The following is an 18930-nucleotide window of genomic DNA, read 5'->3' as shown; positions in this document are numbered from 1 at the left end:
TTTTCGGGGCCGGCCAGCCGCTGTCTTGCGTCCACGCACGCACTCGGGCCCCGCAAGTGGGGGCACTGGGCACCGTTTCCCGACTGATAACGTTGGAGAACTGCTGCGGGGGCGGCTCCCCACTTTTCACTGACAACTTAAGGCGCGATGTGGACGTTAGTTCTCTGAGGCACTATCTGGCGACAGACATTTCGAATGAAAAATCGCTGCGCAACAACCCCCAGCAGGAGCGAAGCCGCCAGAGTCTCGGCGCCATCCTCCGGGTCTGCGGCGAGATCATCGACGAGTCGGGTCACGCTGGCGTGACGACCGCGGAAGTCGCGAAACGTGCCGAGATGGCCATCGGTACCGTGTACCGGTTCTTTCCCGACCGAATCGCCCTCATGCTCGGCGTCTACCAGTACATGCAGGACCAGTACGTCGCGTTGTGCATCGAGAACCTGCTCGAGGTGGAACCGGAGACCTGGCAGGAGACGCTTCGCGTCATGATCGACACGTCTGTCGGAGCCCGCCGCAGCATCCCGGGTTACAAGGCGACGCAATACCGGATCCTCGGTGACGACGAGAGCCAGGAACAGTACCTGCGCGGATCGCGCGAGTATGTCGCCGCCCTCGCCGGCCTGCTGGAACAATTCGACTTCCCGCGCGACGAGCGCTGGCTGGTGCACCTCAGCGTCGCCGTCGAACTCTCGCGGGCCCTGCAGCGGCTCGCATTCGACGCGTCGCCCGAGGGAGACCCCTGGCTTCTCGCTGAGGCGCGTTCTGTGCCCGTCGCCTATCTCGAGGGTCATCTCGTCCCGAGCGCCTCGGCCTGATCCCGACATGCAACTGATCGGCCTCACCGGCGGTATCGCGTCAGGCAAGTCGACGATCGCGAAGCGACTTGCCGAGCTCGGTGCCGTTCACATCGACGCCGACCAGCTGTCCCGCGAAGTCGTGGAACCGGGCACGCCCGGCCTTGAAGCGATCGCCGAGAGGTTCGGAAACGACGTCATCGCCGAGGACGGCAGCCTCGATCGGGCTGCGCTCGGTGCCGTCATCTTCGCCGACCGCGCGGCCCGCGAGGACCTCAACGCGATCGTGCACCCGGCCGTGAGGGAACTCGGGCAGAAACGAATCGCTGCTGCCCGCGACGCGGACGCCGACGCCATCATCGTCTACGACGTGCCTCTCCTCGTCGAGTCCAGGAATCCGTATTCCTTCGACCGGATCGTCGTGGCCAGCGCCTCACGCGAGACACGGCTCGGCCGGCTCATCGACGCCAGGGGGATGGACCCGGATGAGGCCGCCAGACGGATCGATGCCCAGGCAACTGAGGATGAGCGTCTCGCCATCGCCGATGTCGTGATCGATACAGACGGCACGCTGGAGCACACGCTCGCCCAAGCCTACACGCTGTGGCAGAGCCTGACGACAGAGCGGCGAGCATAGCCCCGCAGGTCGATGTCAGTGGTCGCACCTAAACTTGAGGTATGCAACCCACCCGCTCCGTGCACCCGTTCGAGGTCATCAGCGAATACACCCCCAGCGGCGACCAGCCCAAAGCGATCGCGGAACTCAGCGCCCGCATCAACGCCGGCGAGACGGATGTCGTTCTGCTCGGTGCAACGGGTACGGGCAAGTCCGCGACGACCGCGTGGCTCGTCGAGGCCGTCCAGCGCCCCACACTCGTTCTCGCACACAACAAGACGCTCGCTGCCCAGCTGGCCAACGAGTTCCGCGAACTTCTGCCGAATAACGCCGTCGAGTACTTCGTCTCGTACTACGACTACTACCAGCCAGAGGCGTACGTCCCGCAGACCGACACCTTCATCGAGAAGGACTCGTCGGTCAACGCCGAGGTCGAACGTCTCCGGCACTCCACAACGAACGCGCTGTTGAGCAGGCGCGACGTCATCGTCGTCTCCACGGTGTCATGCATCTATGGTCTCGGTAAGCCGGAGGAGTACCTCAACGCGATGATGGCGCTGCAGGTCGGCCAGCGGGTCGACCGCGACTGGCTCATCCGCAAGTTCATCTCGATGCAGTACAACCGCAACGACGTCGACTTCTCCCGCGGCAACTTCCGTGTGCGGGGCGACACGATCGAGATCATCCCCGTCTATGAAGAGCTCGCCATCCGGATCGAGATGTTCGGCGACGAGATCGAAGGACTGTATTCACTGCATCCGCTCACCGGTGATGTCGTCCGCAAGCTGGAGTCGGTTTCGGTGTTCCCCGGCTCGCACTACGTGGCCAGCACCGACGTCATGCAGCGGGCGATCGTCACCATCCAGGAAGAACTCGAGGAGCGCCTCGCGGACCTGGAGCGGCAGGGCAAATTGCTCGAGGCCCAGCGGCTGCGGATGCGCACGACGTTCGACCTCGAGATGATGCAGCAGATCGGGTTCTGCTCGGGCATCGAGAACTACTCGCGTCACATGGACGGCCGGGCGCCCGGTCAGGCACCTCACTGCCTCATCGACTACTTCCCCGACGATTTCCTCGTCGTCATCGACGAGTCCCACGTCACCGTCCCGCAAATCGGCGCGATGTACGAGGGCGACTCGTCGCGGAAGCGCACCCTCGTCGAGCACGGCTTTCGCCTCCCGAGCGCACTCGACAACCGGCCGCTCAAGTGGAACGAGTTCAAGGACCGGGTCGGCCAGACGGTGTACCTGTCCGCTACTCCCGGCCGATACGAGATGGGCGTCGCCGACGGCGTCGTCGAGCAGATCATCCGCCCGACCGGCCTCGTCGATCCCGAGATCGTCGTCAAACCCTCGAAGGGCCAGATCGACGACCTGCTCGAAGAGATCCGGCTGCGGTCCTCCCGTGACGAACGTGTCCTCGTCACGACGCTCACGAAGAAGATGGCCGAAGAACTCACCGACTTCCTCACCGAGGCCGGGGTGCGCGTGCGCTATCTACACTCGGACGTCGACACCCTGCGCCGGGTGGAGCTACTCAGCGAACTGCGGTCAGGGCTGTACGACGTCCTCGTCGGAATCAACCTGCTTCGAGAAGGCCTCGACCTTCCCGAAGTGTCCCTCGTCGCCATCCTCGACGCCGACAAAGAGGGTTTCCTGCGATCGTCGACATCGCTCATTCAGACGATCGGTCGCGCGGCACGAAACGTGTCTGGCGAAGTACACATGTACGCGGATGTCCTCACCGATTCCATGAAGAAGGCCATCGACGAAACGACGCGGCGTCGCGAGACCCAGGTCGCGTACAACCTGGAGCACGGAATCGATCCGACCCCGTTGCGTAAGAAGATCGCTGACATCACCGATGCTCTCGCCCGCGAGGGCGCCGATACCGCGCAGATGCTGGCGAATCGAGACGGCAGGAAGAAGAGCCCGACGCCACGGCTGCGCAAGGAGGGCATCGCGTCCGAAGGCGCCGCCGAGCTCGAGTCGATCATCGCCGATCTCAACGCCCAGATGTTGTCGGCCGCTGCCGAACTCAAGTTCGAGCTTGCAGGTCGTCTGCGAGACGAACTGTCCGACCTCAAACGCGACCTGAGACAGATGGAGAAAGCCGGTCACCTCGGCTGACGCTCAGCCGCCGAATCGGTCAGGTTCCGTACCGAACGCCCCGATCAGTGGGACGAACGTGACCCCACCGAGGTCCTCGAATCGCGGATCCCGGTCGGGGCCGAGGGTGATTCGCTTCAGCGATTGACCGAGCCCCGGCTTGCCGATGGGCATCACCAGCCTGCCTCCGTCGGCAAGCTCCTGCAACCACGGATCCGGGATCCGCGGTGCGGCTGCGGCCACGACGATCGCGTCATACGGTGCGCCATCCGGCCAGCCGAGCGTTCCATCCCCGGTCACGACGGTGACGTTGGCGTAGCCGAGCCGGTCGAGGACCTCCCTGGCCCCATCAGCGAGGGAGGGATGACGTTCGATCGTCACGACGTCCGCGGCGATCTCGGCGAGAACGGCGGCCGCATACCCTGAGCCCGTACCGATGTCGAGCACGCGACTGGACGAATCGATGTGAGCGGCTTCGACGGTGAGCGCGACGATATACGGTTGCGAAATCGTCTGTCCGTGCGAGATCGGGAGCGGATGATCCTCGTACGCGACCGACCGTGACGATGGTCGAACGAATTCTTCCCGCGGGACCCTCCGCATGGCATCGAGGACCTGTTCGTCGCGGATCCCGCGGGCGGCGATGTGTTCGGCGACCATCCGTTCCCGACCTACCACAAACGAGTCCATGCCGCCCATTGTGCACCCCTCGGACGGCGATGTCAGTGGGTCGACGTAGACTCGTGGGGTGTCAATCTCGAAGGTAAATTCCACGTCAAAACTCAGCGTTCGCGGCGCCCGCGTGCACAATCTGCACAACGTCGACCTCGACATCCCCCGTGACTCGCTCGTCGTCTTCACCGGGCTCTCCGGGTCGGGCAAGTCATCGCTGGCTTTCGACACCATCTTCGCCGAAGGGCAGCGACGCTACGTCGAATCGCTGTCTGCGTACGCCCGCCAGTTCCTCGGACAGGTGGATCGCCCCGACGTTGACTTCATCGAAGGGCTCAGCCCGGCGGTTTCGATCGACCAGAAGTCGACGAACCGCAACCCCCGGTCGACGGTGGGGACCATCACCGAGGTCTACGACTACATGCGCCTGCTCTGGGCCCGTATCGGGGTCCCTCACTGTCCCGAGTGCGGCGAACCGATCGAGCGTCAGACGGTCCAGCAGATCGCCGACCAGCTGATGGAGCTCGAGACGGGCACCCGCTACATGGTGATGAGCCCCATCGTGTCCCAGAAGAAGGGTGAGTTCGTCGACCTGTTCAAGGAACTCGCCGCCAAGGGATACGCCCGTGCCCTCGTCGATGGGGAGCAGATCCAGCTCAACGAGCCGCCGAAACTCAAGAAGTCCTACAAGCACGACATCTCCGTCGTAGTTGACCGGCTGGTTGCGGGGCCTGATGCGCTGAGCCGCCTGACCGATTCGCTCGAGACCGCGCTCGGCCTCACTGACGGCCTCGTCCAGGTGAAGCTCGTCGACGAAGAAGGGCCGGATTCGATTCGCTCCTACAGCGAAAAACTCTCCTGCCCGAACAACCATCCGGTCCAGCTGACCGAGATCGAGCCGCGCACCTTCAGCTTCAACGCGCCGTTCGGTGCCTGCCCGGAGTGCTCGGGCCTTGGCACTCGGATGTCGGTCGACCAGGATCTCCTCATCGGCGACGAAGACCTCAGCATCAACGACGGTGTGATCATCCCGTGGACGACGCAGGGCAAGGGCCTGTACCAGTACTACGAGAAGCTTCTCGAGGGCCTCGCCCGCGACCTCGACTTCTCGCTCAGGACCCCGTGGAAGAAACTCCCCGCCAAGGTGCAGGAGGCCGTGCTCCGCGGCGAGAATTTCAAAGTCAAGGTCAAGTGGAAGAACCGGTACGGCCGTGAGGTCAGCTACACCTCGGGCTTCGAGGGTGTGATGCCGTACATCGAACGTCAGTACAGCCAGGCCGAGACCGATGTCCAGCGCGCACGCTGGGGCGAATATTTGCGCGAGATTCCGTGCCCGGTCTGTGACGGCAAGCGGCTGAAGCCCGAGGTTCTCAGCGTTCTCATCCACGGGTCGAACATCGCCGACATCGCCGAGCTGAGCCTCACCGACGCACGCGAGTTCATGGACACGATGCACCTCACCGATCGCGAGGGCATGATCGGGGCGCAGGTTCTCCGCGAGATCAAGGTGCGATTGGACTTCCTCATCCAGGTCGGCCTCAACTACCTCAACCTGTCGCGCACCGCAGGCTCCCTGTCGGGTGGAGAGGCACAACGGATCCGGCTGGCGACCCAGATCGGCTCCGGACTGACCGGGGTTCTCTATGTCCTCGACGAACCCAGCATCGGGTTGCACCAGCGCGACAATCGACGCCTGATCCAGACCCTCGTCACGCTTCGCGACCTCGGTAACACCCTCATCGTCGTCGAACACGACGAAGACACCATCCGCACCGCCGACTGGGTCGTCGACATCGGACCCGGCGCCGGCGTCAACGGCGGCACCGTCGTGCACTCCGGCTCGTATGACGATCTCCTCTCGAACACGCGATCTCTCACCGGCGACTACCTCTCCGGCCGCAAGCAGATCGCCGTTCCCGAGAAACGCCGGCCCGTCGACCCGAACCGGATGATCACCGTCGTCGGCGCGCAGGCGAACAACCTCCGCAAGGTGACCGTCGACTTCCCCCTCGGGGTTTTCACCGCCGTCACCGGCGTGAGCGGCTCGGGTAAATCATCCCTCGTCAACGACGTCCTGTACCGGGTGCTCGCCAACAAGCTCAACGGTGCCAGGAAGGTTCCCGGAAAGCACACCCGCGTGACCGGGGTCGAACAACTCGACAAGGTGATTCACGTCGACCAGGCGCCGATCGGCCGCACTCCGCGCTCGAACCCCGCCACCTACACCGGGGTCTTCGACCGCATCCGGAACCTGTTCTCCGAGACCATCGAGGCGAAGACCCGTGGCTACCTGCCCGGCCGGTTCAGCTTCAACGTCAAGGGCGGCCGCTGTGAGGCGTGCTCGGGTGACGGCACCATCAAGATCGAAATGAACTTCCTTCCCGATGTGTACGTGGCCTGTGAAGTGTGCGGGGGAGCGCGGTACAACCGCGACACCCTCTCCGTCCACTACAAGGGCAAGAACATCGCCGAAGTTCTCGACATGCCGATTGCCGAGGCCGCCGAATTCTTCGAGCCGATCACGTCGATCCACCGATTCCTCAAGACCCTCGTCGAGGTCGGGCTCGGCTACGTCCGGCTCGGCCAGAGTGCAACGACGCTGTCCGGTGGGGAGGCTCAGCGCGTGAAGCTCGCGACCGAGCTGCAGCGCCGGACCAACGGGCGGAGCATCTACGTTCTCGACGAACCCACCACCGGGCTGCACTTCGAGGACGTCCGCAAACTCCTCCTCGTGCTGAACAGCCTCGTCGACAAGGGCAACACCGTCATCGTGATCGAACACAACCTCGACGTCATCAAATCGGCGGACTGGCTGATCGACATCGGTCCAGAGGGTGGCGCTGGCGGCGGAAAGATCCTCGCGACGGGAACGCCTGAGAAGATCGCCACCGTGAAGAAGAGCCACACCGGGTACTACCTCAAGGAAGTTCTCGAGGCTGACGCGATCGTCGCCCGTAAGGCGGGCTAGATGAGCGGTACGCTCAGCTACCGGCCACGCCCGGGGGAGATCCCGACGAGCCCGGGCGTGTACCGTTTCCGCGATGAGAACGCACGCGTCCTCTATGTCGGGAAGGCGAAGAACCTCCGGGCGCGGCTCAGCAATTACTTCGCGCCGCTTCCGAGCCTTCACGAGCGAACCCGCCGCATGGTCACGACGGCGAAGAGCGTCGAATGGACGGTCGTCGGCAGCGACATCGACGCCCTGCAGCTCGAATACACCTGGATCAAGGAGTTCGAGCCGCCGTTCAACGTCAAATTCCGCGACGACAAGACGTACCCGTACCTCGCCGTCACGCTCGGCGACGAAGCACCGCGGGTCCTCGTCACCCGGAACCCGCGAATCCGTGGGGCGAAGTACTTCGGTCCGTATCCCAAGATCTGGGCCGTGCACGAAACCATCGACCTGATGATCAAGGCCTTCCCGATCCGCACCTGCTCGGATTCGAGTTACAAGCGCGCCATGCAGTCCGGTCGACCATGCTTCCCGGGGCAGATCGGACGCTGCGGTGGGCCATGCTCCGGCCGGGTCACGATCGAGGAACACCGGGCGATGGTCAACGACTTCGTCAGCTTCCTCAACGGCAACGACAAGCGATTCGTCACCGAGGCGACGAAACAGATGCGCGAAGCGGCTGCGGTCCAGGACTACGAGTCGGCAGCCCGCTACCGCGACCGCCTGCAGGCGCTCGAGGCAGTCCTCGACAAGAGCGCTGTCGTACTCAAGGATTCGGTCGATGCCGACCTCTTCGGTCTCGCACACGACGAATTGTCCGCGGCCGTGCAGCAGTTCCTCGTGCGTGGCGGACGAATCCGAGGAGTACGCTCCTGGACCGTCGATAAGGAGCTGGATCTGTCGACGGCCGAACTCATCGACAGCGTGCTGCAGCGCGCATACGACTCAGGGAGCGTCGTCGACATTCCCCGTGAGATCCTCGTTCCCGAGCTGCCGGACGACGCGGCCGAACTCGAGACCTGGCTCGCCGGCATCCGTGGAAAAGGAAAGGTCCGCCTGCGCACGGCGCAGCGCGGAGAGAAGGCTGCCCTCATGCAGACGGCCGAGATCAACGCGAAGGGTTCGCTCATGGTCTACAAGACCAGGCGGAGCGCCGACTTCGTGGCACGGTCGCAGGCGCTCACCGACATCCAGTCCGCCATCGGGATGGATGTCGCACCACTCCGGATCGAGTGCTTCGATGTGTCCCACCTCTCCGGCACGAACATCGTCGCCTCGATGGTGGTGTTCGAGGACGGCCTGCCCCGCAAGGATCAGTACCGCCGGTTCAGCATCGCGGAGTCCACAGACGACACGGAGTCGATCTATCAGGTGCTGTCGCGGCGTCTCGCCTACCTGACGCAACCCGAAGCGGATGCGACGGCACAGGGAGAGACGGACGAGGACGCAGCGAAGCCGCGCAAGTTCGCGTACCCACCGCAGTTGCTCATCGTCGATGGCGGGCAACCGCAGGTCCAGGCGGCCCGGCGTGCCCTGCAGGAATCAGGGCAGACCGACATCCAGCTCGTCGGAATGGCGAAGCGACTCGAGGAGATCTGGCTTCCGGACAGCGACTACCCGGTCATTCTTCCCCGCAATTCGGAGGCGCTTTTCCTGCTCCAGCGGATCCGTGACGAAGCGCACCGCTTCGCGATCACCTACCAGCGAACGAAACGTCGCAAGGACATTTCGAGCGTGCTTGCCGACATCCCGGGCCTCGGACCAGCCAGGGTGAAAGCACTGCTTCGGCATTTCGGCTCCGTCGCGAAGCTCAGGCAGGCCAAGCCGGAGGCGATCACCGAGGTCGCCGGTATCGGGCCGGCGTTGGCGTCCGCCATCCACGCCCAGTTGAACAGTCGGTAGGCTGGGAGGGTGGCCGGATTCCATCGGCCGCACAACGGAAAGCGCAGGAAACCGGTGGAGCAGCCGACCCCTCAGCAGGAAGTCCTCATCGTCACGGGCATGTCGGGAGCCGGCAGGTCAACGGTCGCCAACGCCCTCGAAGACCTCGACTGGTACGTCGTCGACAACCTTCCTCCGCAGATGCTGCGTCCCCTCATCGACCTCGCCGAACGGGCCGGGGGAGCGCTTCCGCGAATCGCCGCCGTCGTCGACGTCCGCGGACGTGATTTCTTCGGCGACCTCCAGCAGATGATCCAGTCGCTGCGGTCGGGCACGAAGCTTCGCGTCGTCTTCCTCGACGCAACGGATGCCGCCCTGGTTCGCCGCTTCGACGCCGTCCGTCGCCCGCACCCGCTGCAGGGCGGTGGAACCATCCTCGACGGCATCGTCAGCGAACGAGCCAGGCTGTCAACCATTCGTGAGTCCAGCGACATCGTCATCGACACGTCCGACCTGAACGTGCACCAGCTCGCCACGAAGACGGCAGAGCTCTTCGCCGCCGAGGGGACGCCGGGCGTGAAGCTCACCGTCATGAGCTTCGGATTCAAATACGGCCTCCCTTCCGACGCCGACACCGTCGCGGACGCCCGCTTCCTGCCCAACCCGTTTTGGGTTCCCGAGCTCCGGGCGCATACTGGACTGGACGCCGAAGTCAGCGACTTCGTGCTCGACCAGCCAGGCGCCAGGGAATTCCTGGACAGCTATGCGACTGCACTCGCCCCGGTCCTGGCCGGGTATCAGCGGGAGAACAAACGATTCGCCACCTTCGCCATCGGCTGCACGGGCGGAAAGCACCGCTCCGTCGCCATGGCGCTTCAGCTCGCCGACAAACTCTCGGAGTTGCCCGGCGTTGCTGCGACCGTCAAACACCGCGACCTCGGCCGCGAATGACAGCGGCCTGAACGACATTCGATTCACCACACGAGATAGGACAACGATTGGCACTGACTGCTGAAGTCAAAGAAGAACTGGCCGGAATCGTTGAACCGAAAACGGCGGTCCGCGCTGCTGAACTGACCTCGATCCTTCGCTTCAGCGGAGGCCTCCACCTGATCTCGAGCCGCATCGCGATCGAATCGGAGCTCGACACACCACAGCTGGCCCGCCGTATCCGCAAGGACCTGGCCGAACTCTACGGAGTGCGCAGTGAGGTCAGTATGATCAGCGGGTCCGGCACGCGCAGGGGCGAGTCCTATCTCGTCCGCGTCCAGGACGGCGGCGAGACACTCGCACGGCAAACCGGGCTTCTCGACGCCAGGAGACGCCCGATCCGGGGGCTCCCGAACCGGCTGACCACCGGCACCAAGACGGAACTGGCCGCCGTGTGGCGCGGGGCGTTCCTCGCAGCCGGTTCGCTCACCGATCCCGGACGCTCAGCAGCCCTCGAGATCACCTGCCCAGGCAACGAGTCCGCAATGGCACTCGTCGGGGCAGCAGGCCGGCTCGGTGTCGCTGCCAAGGCGCGCGAGGTCCGCGGTGTCCACCGCGTCGTCATCCGCGAGGGTGAAGCGATCAGCGCCATGCTCGTCCTGATGGGCGCCCATGGAACCGTCAAGGCGTGGGAAGAACTCCGCCAGCGCCGCGAGGTGCGGGCAACCGCCAACCGGCTCGTGAATTTCGACGACGCCAACCTGCGCCGCTCGGCGCAGGCCGCTGTCGCCGCCTGCGCACGGGTGGAACGCGCGATGGAGATCCTGAGCGACGACATCCCCGAGCACTTGCGATACGCAGGCGAGTTGCGTCTCAACCACCGTGAGGCGAGCCTTGACGAGCTCGGGCACCACGCGGACCCGCCGATGACGAAGGATGCCATTGCCGGTCGGATCCGGCGCCTGCTCGCCATGGCGGACAAACGAGCCCAGGACCTTGGACTGCCGGGAACGGACGCGAACCTGCCGCCCGACCTCGACGACGCCTGATCTCCCGCAAGGGCCTCCGGCCGGGAAGTCGACCTGACTAGACTGGAAAAGTCGCCCTGCGCCGCACCACCAGCGGCCGGCGTCACAAGAAGAGGAGAGATAAACAATGGCTGAATACACCCTCCCTGACCTTCCCTATGACTACGCGGCGCTCGAGCCGAGTATCTCGGGGGCCATCATGGAACTGCACCATTCGAAGCATCACCAGACCTACGTGACCGGCGCGAACACCGCTCTGGCACAGCTGGCCGAGGCCCGCGATTCCGACAACCTTGCCAACGTGAACAAACTCGAGAAGGACCTCGCCTTCAACCTCGGCGGTCACGTCAACCACTCGATCTTCTGGACCAACCTCTCGCCAAACGGCGGCGACAAGCCGACCGGCGAGCTCGCCGCAGCGATCGACGAGTTCTTCGGCTCGTTCGACAAGTTCCGCGCCCACTTCACCGCCGCCGCTCTCGGTGTGCAGGGGTCCGGCTGGGCTGTCCTCGCCTGGGACTCGATCGGCCAGAAGCTGATCGTGCAGCAGTTCTTCGACCAGCAGTCCAACTTCGCAGCAGGTACGGTTCCCGTGCTCATGCTCGACGTCTGGGAGCACGCGTACTACCTCGACTACAAGAACGTACGCGCTGATTACGTCAGGGCGTTCTGGAACATCACCAACTGGGAGAACGTCGAGCAGCGCTTCGTAACAGCCCGCGAGAAGACCGCCGGGCTACTGCTACTGTCATAACCGACATGGTCGTCCGGGGTTCCCGGACGACCATTTCCATCTTCCACAACACTGTTCAACAAAAATCGCGCTCCGGCGCCACAGAAACAGGAGAGATCCTTGTCCGTAAAGATCGGTATCAACGGGTTCGGCCGCATTGGCCGCAACTACTTCCGCGCCGCCCTCGCCAAAGGCAGCGACCTCGAAATTGTCGCGGTCAACGACCTCACCGACAACAAGACTCTGGCCCACCTGCTGAAGTACGACTCCATCACCGGCCGCCTCGACGCGACTGTCGAGTTCGACGGTGAGCAGATCGTCGTCGACGGCAAGGCCATCAAGGTGTTCGCTGAGCGCGACCCCGCCAACCTGCCCTGGGGCGAGCTCGGTGTCGACATCGTCATCGAGTCGACCGGTTTCTTCACGAACGCGGACGACGCACGCAAGCACATCACGGCCGGCGCGAAGAAGGTTCTCATCTCGGCTCCGGCCAAGGGTGAAGACGCCACCTTCGTCATGGGCGTGAATGAAGACCTGTACGACCCGGAGAACCACCACATCATCTCCAACGCTTCGTGCACCACGAACTGCCTCGCGCCACTCGCCAAGGTGTTCAACGACGAGTTCGGCATCGAACGCGGTCTGATGACCACGGTCCACGCGTACACCGCAGACCAGAACCTCCAGGATGGCCCCCACAGCGACCTTCGTCGTGCTCGTGCTGCTGCCGTCAACATCGTCCCGACCTCCACCGGTGCGGCCAAGGCCATCGGTCTCGTCCTGCCCGAGCTGAAGGGCAAGCTCGACGGCTTCGCGCTTCGGGTTCCTGTTCCGACCGGTTCGATCACCGACCTCACGGTCGAGTCCTCCCGCCCGGTCACGGTCGACGAGGTCAAGGCTGCATACAAGGCCGCTGCTGAAGGGCCGCTCAAGGGCATCCTGCTGTACACCGAAGACGAGATCGTCTCGAGCGACATCGTCACCGACCCGCACTCGTCCATCTTCGACGCCGGCCTGCTGCGCGTCATGGGCAACCAGGTCAAGCTCGTCAGCTGGTACGACAACGAGTGGGGTTACTCCAACCGTCTCGTCGACCTCACCGAGTACGTCGCAGACCGTCTCTAGGGACGGAGAGCTCCCCGTGTCGCTTCGTACACTCGAATCGCTGGGCTCGCTCGCCGGCACGCGCATCGTCGTTCGGTGTGACCTCAATGTTCCTCTCAAGGACGGGGTCATCACCGACGACGGGCGCGTGCGCGCGTCACTGCCCACACTGAAGAAACTGCTCGACGGAGGCGCCCGCGTCGTCGTCATCTCTCACCTCGGTCGCCCTGATGGCGCCCCGGACGCCAAATACAGCCTCGAGCCTGTCGCAGTCCGTCTCGGTGAGCTGCTCGGGACACCTGTCGCTTTCGCCTCGGACACCGTCGGCGATTCCGCGAAATCAGCTGTCGACGCGCTCGAGAACGGCGAGATCGTGGTCCTCGAAAACCTCCGGTTCAACCCGGGGGAGACCAGCAAGAACGAGTCGGAGCGCACTGCATTCGCCGAGAAGATCGCGGGCTTCGGCGACGCGTTCGTCTCGGACGGGTTCGGTGTCGTCCACCGCAAGCAGGCGAGCGTTTACGAGCTGCCCACCATCCTGCCGAGCGCCGGTGGCCTGTTGATCTCCGCGGAGCTCGAAGTTCTCGACCGCCTCACCGAGTCGCCTGAACGCCCATACACGGTCGTCCTCGGCGGTTCCAAGGTGTCGGACAAGCTCGGCGTCATCGGTCATCTCCTGCCGCGGGTCAACACCCTGCTCATCGGAGGAGGGATGCTCTTCACCTTCCTCGCCGCGCAGGGCCACAAGGTGGGCTCGAGCCTCCTCGAGGAAGACCAGCTCGAAACAGTCAGGGGATACCTCGCGGAAGCGGAAAAACTCGGTGTCGAGATCGTTCTGCCGACGGATGTCGTCGTCGCGGCGTCATTCAGCGCCGATGCCGAGCACCAGGTGCAGCCGGCCGACGCGATCGAGGACACCGCTTTCGGTTCGTCAGGGCTCGGCCTGGACATCGGACCCGAGACGTCCGCCCGCTTCGCCGAGATCATCCGCTCATCGAAGACAGTGTTCTGGAACGGCCCGATGGGCGTTTTCGAACTCGCTCCGTTCGCTCTTGGCACCCAGGCCGTCGCGCAGGCGCTCACCGAGGTCGACGGCCTCAGTGTCGTCGGCGGTGGCGACTCTGCCGCTGCGGTTCGCGCCCTCGGATTCACGGACGACCAGTTCGGACACATATCGACCGGAGGTGGCGCGAGTCTCGAATTCCTCGAGGGCAAGCGGCTTCCAGGACTTGAAATTCTAGGATGGCAACAGTGAGCACATCAGTACGCAGGACCCCGCTGATCGCGGGCAACTGGAAGATGAACCTGGATCACCTCCAGGCCATCGCATTCGTCCAGAAGCTGGCATGGAGCCTCGCTGATGCCAAGCACGACGAGGCGAGCGTCGAGGTCGCGGTGTTCCCGCCTTTCACCGATCTGCGCAGTGTCCAGACGCTGGTGGCGGCGGACAAACTGCCGATCGCTTTCGGTGCTCAGGACCTGTCCGAGCACGATTCGGGCGCATACACCGGCGAGATCTCCGGCGCGTTCCTCTCTGCGCTCGACTGCGGTTACGTCCTCATCGGACACTCCGAGCGGCGCACCATGCACGCGGAATCAGATGAGCAGGTGGCCGGAAAGGTCCGTGCCGCCCTCAAGCACAACCTGGTCCCGATCATTTGCGTGGGAGAGACGGCCGAGGACCTCGAGAAGCATGGGCCGAGCGCTGTTCCCGTCGGTCAGTTGAAGGCGGCACTCGCCGGCATCAGCTCGACGGTCGACATCGTCGTTGCGTACGAACCTGTCTGGGCAATCGGTTCGGGACAGGCGGCAACGCCGGAACAGGCCGAGCAGGTCGCGGCAGCGCTGCGTGCGGTTCTCGTCGATGCGCTCGGCGAGGACGTCGCGCAGAAAACCCGTATTCTGTACGGCGGTTCTGTGAAGGCTGCGAACATCGCCGGATTCATGCGGGAACCGAACGTCGACGGAGCTCTTGTCGGCGGCGCGAGCCTTGACCTCAACGAGTTCTCGAGCATCGTGCGGTACCAGAAGCACGTGGGACTCTGACCCCGCGCGCTCACGCTATAATTGGGGATGGTTCATGGAACTCCATGTCCGCCTCATGAAAGGTCCTTTGTGGAGATTCTTCAGGTAGTTCTGCAGGTGTTGCTCGGAATCACGAGCCTCCTGCTCACATTCCTCATCCTCTTGCACAAGGGGCGCGGCGGTGGACTTTCGGATATGTTCGGCGGCGGCATGGGGTCGAGTCTCGGCTCGTCGGGTGTCGCTGAACGGAACCTCAACCGCTTCACCGTTGTACTTGCTCTTGTTTGGTTCAGCTCGATCGTTGCGCTTGGTCTCATCACCAAGTTCTCCGCGGGCGTGTAGGAGGAACATATGGCTGCCGGAGGTAGCGCAATTCGTGGTTCACGCGTGGGTGCAGGACCCATGGGTGAGCAAGACCATGGTTTCCATGCAGATCGGGTGGCGGTCTCGTACTGGGACATCCTCGGAAATGAAACGGTTCGGCACTTCTCTGCCAGCCTTCCGGACGAGGAAATCCCCGAGACGATCGACAGCCCGTCGTCAGGGCTGCCAGCGGGCCGCGACCGGGCCAACCCGCCCGAGGTGGCAAAGCTCGAGCCGTACAAGACGCACCTTGCCTATGTGAAGGAACGTCGCACGGAAGAAGAAGCCGAGGCGCTCCTCGATGAGGCACTTCAGCAGCTTCGCGCCCGCCGCGGAACCGCAACCGCGTCGTAGGACTGAAACCGCCTGAAGCACTCCAGGCACGCGAAAGAGCCCCTGTCGAAACCGACAGGGGCTCTTCTCGTGTAGCAGGGAACTCAGTAGCTGCGCGCGATGAGATTCTCGGGAACCTCAGACGCGGCATCCGCATCGACGAAGAAGACCGTACGCTTACGACCCTTCATCCCGGCGATGGGAACCTCCGTGTACGCGGCGCCGGCGAGGGCAAGCCCGAGGACGGACGCCTTGTCAGCACCGGAGAGGCTCACCCAGATCCGATGCGACGAGTTGATCGCCGGGCGCGTGAGGCTGATGCGTTCCGCAGGAGGCTTCGGCGAGTTGCGGACAGCGACGACCGTGGCGTCCCGCTCGAGAACCTCTTTGCGGTCCGGGAACAACGACGCCGTGTGACCGTCGGGGCCGACACCGAGGAACGTGATGTCGAATCGCGGCAGGTTTCCCTCACCGTCGGCGTGCTCCGCGAGCTCGGCTGCATAGGCGGCGGCCGCGGCGTCGAGGTCGAGGCCCCCATCGGAGGCGGGGCAGGAGTGGATGTTCTCCCCAGGAATCTCGATGTGGTCAAGCAGGGCTTCCCGTGCTTTCCTGTCGTTCCGCTCGGGATCACCGGCGGGAAGCCAGCGTTCGTCACCCCACCAGAAATGCACCCGCTCCCAGTCGACGCTGTCGCGCGCGGGGGAGGCGTTGATTGCGGCGAGGACCTTGAGCGCGACGCGGCCGCCCTCGAGGACGACGTTGATACGGTCGTTCTCGTCGAGCAGGTCGACACTCTTGGTCAGGAACCTGGCGGTCATCGAAGCTGCCAGGGCATCGCTGTCGGCGTGGACGAGAACACGGCGTTCGTTGGTCATCGAGTTTTACCTTCCCCGGTGGCGAGCTCGACTTCGAGCTGACGCACACCCTTGGTGATCACTTCACCGTACAACGGATCCGGGTCGAGCCTGCGCAGCTCCTCAGCGAGACAGTCGCGAAGGCTCCTGCGGGGAAGCGTCAGTTCGTGTGTCGGCTGGTTCGGCTGCGTCAGCTTGGCGATGGCGTCGAACGGGCGCTCGAGCACGATGTCGCCACTGGCACGCGTCAACCGCACGCCGTGGATGCCAGTGTCGCCCGAGCCGCGCTCGGTGAGTTCCTGGGTGACGGGCACCTGGAGCTGCATCTGCAGCCACGCTGCCAGCAGCACGGTCGACGCTGAATCAGCGGCGCCGGCCACGGTCACGGCCGTCACCTGCTCATACGGCGGCTGGTCCAGTACTGCGGCAAGCTGGGCCCGCCACAGCGTCAGTCGTGTCCAGGCGAAGTCGGTGTCACCGGGGGAGTGCGACCGGGAGAGCTCGAGAAGCGCCGCGTGCGGATCATCGTGCTCGGAGGCATCCGTGATTCTGCGTTGCGCGATGTGACCGATGGCCGTATTCGCGACGTCAGCAGGAGCCTCGACGGGCCACCAGGCCACGACGGGGGCATCGGGAAGAAGCAGCCCGTTGACGAGGCTTTCCTCGTTGCCCGCGGCTTCACCGTAAGCCCGGAGGATGATGACCTCGCTCGCTCCTGCATCCCCTCCGACGCGGATCTGCGCGTCGATCCGGGGAGCAACTCCGGCTCCGTCCGGGATTCGGGAGAGAACGAGGACGCGCATCGGATGCTCGCGTGACGCGTCATTCGCCGCTTCGATCGCTTCCTCCTCCTCGCCGAGCTGGGAGACGATGACGAGAGTGAGCACGCGCCCGAGGGCAACGGCGCCGCCGTCTTCGCGCAGGGTGACCAGTCGCTTGGACAGCTTGCTGACGGTGGTGTCGGGCAGATCGACAATCATGGTCGCCTCCAGGTGCGTCCGTCACGCGCAAGGAGCGCGTCGGCGGAATCGGGGCCCCACGAGCCCGGGCGGTACTGTTCGAGAGGACCGCCTTGAGCGGCCCAGTATTCTTCGATCGGATCGAGGATCTTCCACGACAATTCGACCTCCGCGTGGCGGGGGAAGAGGGGCGGGTCCCCGAGCAGCACGTCGAGAATGAGACGCTCGTAGGCTTCCGGGCTCGCTTCGGTGAACGCGTGACCGTAGCCGAAGTCCATCGTGACGTCACGGACCTGGGTGCCGGCTCCCGGAACCTTCGATCCGAACCGGATCGTCACTCCTTCGTCCGGCTGCACCCGGATGACGAGCGCGTTCTGCCCGAGCTCCGAGGTTTGGCTCTCCGCGAAAAGGAACTGCGGCGCGCGCTTGAACACGACGGCGATTTCGGTGACCCTGCGGCCGAGGCGTTTTCCTGCCCTCAGGTAGAACGGCACGCCGTCCCAGCGCCGTGTTTTGATGTCGAGCCGCATCGCCGCGTAGGTCTCGGTCGTCGAGTCGGGTGACATGCCGTCTTCATCGAGGAAGCCGGGCACCTTCTCTCCACCCTGCCAGCCGCCCGCGTACTGTCCGCGGGCGGTCGCGGTTCCCAGGTCCTCGGGAAGGGTCACAGCAGCGAGCACCTTCTCTTTCTCTGCCCGCAGGTCCTTCGCGTCGAACGAGAGGGGTTCCTCCATCGCGGTCAGGGCGAGGAGCTGCAGGATGTGGTTCTGGATGACGTCGCGGGCCGCACCGATACCGTCGTAGTACCCGGCTCGCCCACCGACTCCGATGTCTTCCGCCATGCTGATTTGCACGTGGTCGACGTAGTGCGAGTTCCAGATGGGCTCGAACATCTGGTTGGCGAAGCGCAACGCCAGGATGTTCTGAACCGTCTCTTTGCCGAGGTAGTGATCGATCCTGAACACCGAGTCCGGAGGGAACACCGATTCGACGACGGTGTTGAGTTCACGAGCCGTCTTGAGGTCGGATCCGAACGGCTTCTCGATGACAACGCGACGCCACTGGCCTTCGCTCGCATCCGCGAGACCTGACCGGCGCAGCTGCTCGGTCACCTCGGGGAACGCCTTCGGCGGGATCGACAGGTAGAACGCGTGGTTCCCCATCGTTCCGCGTTCCGCGTCGAGCTTGTCGACGGTCTCCTTGAGGTTCTCGAAGGCCGCATCGTCGCCGAATTCACCGGACACGAAACGGATGCCCTGGGCCAGCTGGTTCCAGACATCCTCACGGTATTCGGTGCGGGCGTAAGACTTCACCGCCTCGTGTACGACCTCCATGAAGTCCTGGTCCTCCCAATCCCTGCGGGCGAACCCGACGAGGGAGAACCCGGGAGGAAGAAGACCCCGGTTCGCGAGGTCGTACACGGCGGGCATCAATTTCTTGCGCGACAGGTCGCCCGTCACTCCGAAAATGATGAGACCGCTCGGACCGGCGATGCGGTTCAGTCGGCGGTCAGAGTCCAAGCGCAGGGGATTGGACTCGGGGGTGATATCCGCGGGGGACATACAACTCCTCGGTTA

The 18930-nt window shown here is 64.2% G+C and carries 17 protein-coding genes; 13 read left to right on the top strand and 4 right to left on the bottom strand.

Annotated elements, in window-relative coordinates:
* The first annotated feature begins 149 nt into the window (after window positions 1-149).
* The 3 genes from D9V29_RS04925 to uvrB are packed head-to-tail and all read left to right on the top strand — an operon-like array spanning window position 150 to window position 3539.
* A complete protein-coding gene (locus D9V29_RS04925) occupies window positions 150-815 on the top strand; it encodes a TetR/AcrR family transcriptional regulator (protein ID WP_183084914.1) in 666 nt (221 codons plus the stop codon).
* A gap of 7 nt (window positions 816-822) precedes the next feature.
* Window positions 823-1431, top strand: a complete 609-nt coding sequence (gene coaE / locus D9V29_RS04920) for a dephospho-CoA kinase (protein ID WP_121672209.1) — start codon at window positions 823-825, stop codon at window positions 1429-1431.
* Window positions 1432-1472: 41 nt separating this feature from the next.
* The gene (uvrB, locus tag D9V29_RS04915; RefSeq protein ID WP_121672208.1) at window positions 1473-3539 is read left to right on the top strand and encodes an excinuclease ABC subunit UvrB; all 2067 of its coding nucleotides are present in this window, start codon (window positions 1473-1475) and stop codon (window positions 3537-3539) included.
* A 3-nt stretch (window positions 3540-3542) separates the two neighbouring features.
* Here the strand turns inward: uvrB and D9V29_RS04910 are convergent, their stop codons facing one another.
* The gene (locus tag D9V29_RS04910; RefSeq protein ID WP_229790351.1) at window positions 3543-4208 is read right to left on the bottom strand and encodes a protein-L-isoaspartate(D-aspartate) O-methyltransferase; all 666 of its coding nucleotides are present in this window, start codon (window positions 4206-4208) and stop codon (window positions 3543-3545) included.
* 58 nt (window positions 4209-4266) lie between these two features.
* Between D9V29_RS04910 and uvrA the strand changes: the two genes are divergently transcribed.
* The 10 genes from uvrA (at window position 4267) to D9V29_RS04860 (ending at window position 15561) form a co-directional block, all read left to right on the top strand.
* Window positions 4267-7158 (top strand): excinuclease ABC subunit UvrA, encoded by a 2892-nt coding sequence (uvrA, locus tag D9V29_RS04905; RefSeq protein ID WP_121672206.1) that lies wholly within the window; start codon window positions 4267-4269, stop codon window positions 7156-7158.
* Window positions 7159-9045, top strand: coding sequence for an excinuclease ABC subunit UvrC (gene uvrC / locus D9V29_RS04900; RefSeq protein ID WP_121672205.1), 1887 nt, complete (start codon window positions 7159-7161; stop codon window positions 9043-9045).
* Window positions 9046-9099: 54 nt separating this feature from the next.
* A complete protein-coding gene (rapZ, locus tag D9V29_RS04895; RefSeq protein WP_259462885.1) occupies window positions 9100-9975 on the top strand; it encodes an RNase adapter RapZ in 876 nt (291 codons plus the stop codon).
* A 47-nt stretch (window positions 9976-10022) separates the two neighbouring features.
* Window positions 10023-11003: a DNA-binding protein WhiA gene (whiA, locus tag D9V29_RS04890; protein WP_121672204.1), complete on the top strand. Its 981-nt coding sequence runs from the start codon at window positions 10023-10025 to the stop codon at window positions 11001-11003.
* Between the two features lie 106 nt (window positions 11004-11109).
* Complete coding sequence (locus D9V29_RS04885; RefSeq protein WP_121672203.1) at window positions 11110-11736, top strand: superoxide dismutase; 627 nt, start codon at window positions 11110-11112, stop codon at window positions 11734-11736.
* A 99-nt stretch (window positions 11737-11835) separates the two neighbouring features.
* Complete coding sequence (gene gap / locus D9V29_RS04880; RefSeq protein ID WP_121672202.1) at window positions 11836-12840, top strand: type I glyceraldehyde-3-phosphate dehydrogenase; 1005 nt, start codon at window positions 11836-11838, stop codon at window positions 12838-12840.
* 16 nt (window positions 12841-12856) lie between these two features.
* Window positions 12857-14074: a phosphoglycerate kinase gene (locus tag D9V29_RS04875; protein WP_121672201.1), complete on the top strand. Its 1218-nt coding sequence runs from the start codon at window positions 12857-12859 to the stop codon at window positions 14072-14074.
* Window positions 14071-14865, top strand: coding sequence for a triose-phosphate isomerase (tpiA, locus tag D9V29_RS04870; protein ID WP_121672200.1), 795 nt, complete (start codon window positions 14071-14073; stop codon window positions 14863-14865). Before D9V29_RS04875 ends, tpiA begins: the two co-directional genes overlap by 4 nt.
* Window positions 14866-14934: 69 nt before the next feature.
* On the top strand, window positions 14935-15186 hold the full coding sequence (secG, locus tag D9V29_RS04865) for a preprotein translocase subunit SecG (RefSeq protein ID WP_121672199.1): 252 nt from the start codon (window positions 14935-14937) through the stop codon (window positions 15184-15186).
* 9 nt (window positions 15187-15195) lie between these two features.
* A complete protein-coding gene (locus tag D9V29_RS04860; protein WP_121672198.1) occupies window positions 15196-15561 on the top strand; it encodes an RNA polymerase-binding protein RbpA in 366 nt (121 codons plus the stop codon).
* A gap of 83 nt (window positions 15562-15644) precedes the next feature.
* Here the strand turns inward: D9V29_RS04860 and pgl are convergent, their stop codons facing one another.
* The 3 genes from pgl to zwf are packed head-to-tail and all read right to left on the bottom strand — an operon-like array spanning window position 15645 to window position 18915.
* On the bottom strand, window positions 15645-16415 hold the full coding sequence (pgl, locus tag D9V29_RS04855; protein ID WP_121672197.1) for a 6-phosphogluconolactonase: 771 nt from the start codon (window positions 16413-16415) through the stop codon (window positions 15645-15647).
* A complete protein-coding gene (locus D9V29_RS04850; protein WP_121672196.1) occupies window positions 16412-17374 on the bottom strand; it encodes a glucose-6-phosphate dehydrogenase assembly protein OpcA in 963 nt (320 codons plus the stop codon). Before D9V29_RS04850 ends, pgl begins: the two co-directional genes overlap by 4 nt.
* Window positions 17371-18915 carry a glucose-6-phosphate dehydrogenase gene (gene zwf / locus D9V29_RS04845; RefSeq protein ID WP_121672195.1) on the bottom strand — a complete coding sequence of 515 codons (1545 nt, stop codon included), beginning with the start codon at window positions 18913-18915 and terminating at the stop codon, window positions 17371-17373. The genes D9V29_RS04850 and zwf overlap by 4 nt, the downstream gene beginning before the upstream one ends.
* Window positions 18916-18930 lie beyond the last annotated feature (15 nt).

This window comes from Mycetocola manganoxydans, from assembly GCF_003667545.1.
Classification (GTDB): Bacteria; Actinomycetota; Actinomycetes; order Actinomycetales; family Microbacteriaceae; genus Mycetocola_A; species Mycetocola_A manganoxydans.
This window is presented reverse-complemented; position numbering and strand designations above follow the sequence as displayed.

What these genes read in the sequence shown, in the direction of transcription:
- zwf (WP_121672195.1), bottom strand. Translation starts at nt 18,915, where the DNA reads ATGTCCCCCGCGGATATCACCCCCGAGTCCAATCCCCTGCGCTTGGAC.
- D9V29_RS04910 (WP_229790351.1), bottom strand. Translation starts at nt 4,208, where the DNA reads ATGGACTCGTTTGTGGTAGGTCGGGAACGGATGGTCGCCGAACACATC.
- D9V29_RS04860 (WP_121672198.1), top strand. Translation starts at nt 15,196, where the DNA reads ATGGCTGCCGGAGGTAGCGCAATTCGTGGTTCACGCGTGGGTGCAGGA.
- uvrB (WP_121672208.1), top strand. Translation starts at nt 1,473, where the DNA reads ATGCAACCCACCCGCTCCGTGCACCCGTTCGAGGTCATCAGCGAATAC.
- pgl (WP_121672197.1), bottom strand. Translation starts at nt 16,415, where the DNA reads ATGACCAACGAACGCCGTGTTCTCGTCCACGCCGACAGCGATGCCCTG.
- D9V29_RS04850 (WP_121672196.1), bottom strand. Translation starts at nt 17,374, where the DNA reads ATGATTGTCGATCTGCCCGACACCACCGTCAGCAAGCTGTCCAAGCGA.
- D9V29_RS04885 (WP_121672203.1), top strand. Translation starts at nt 11,110, where the DNA reads ATGGCTGAATACACCCTCCCTGACCTTCCCTATGACTACGCGGCGCTC.
- uvrC (WP_121672205.1), top strand. Translation starts at nt 7,159, where the DNA reads ATGAGCGGTACGCTCAGCTACCGGCCACGCCCGGGGGAGATCCCGACG.
- coaE (WP_121672209.1), top strand. Translation starts at nt 823, where the DNA reads ATGCAACTGATCGGCCTCACCGGCGGTATCGCGTCAGGCAAGTCGACG.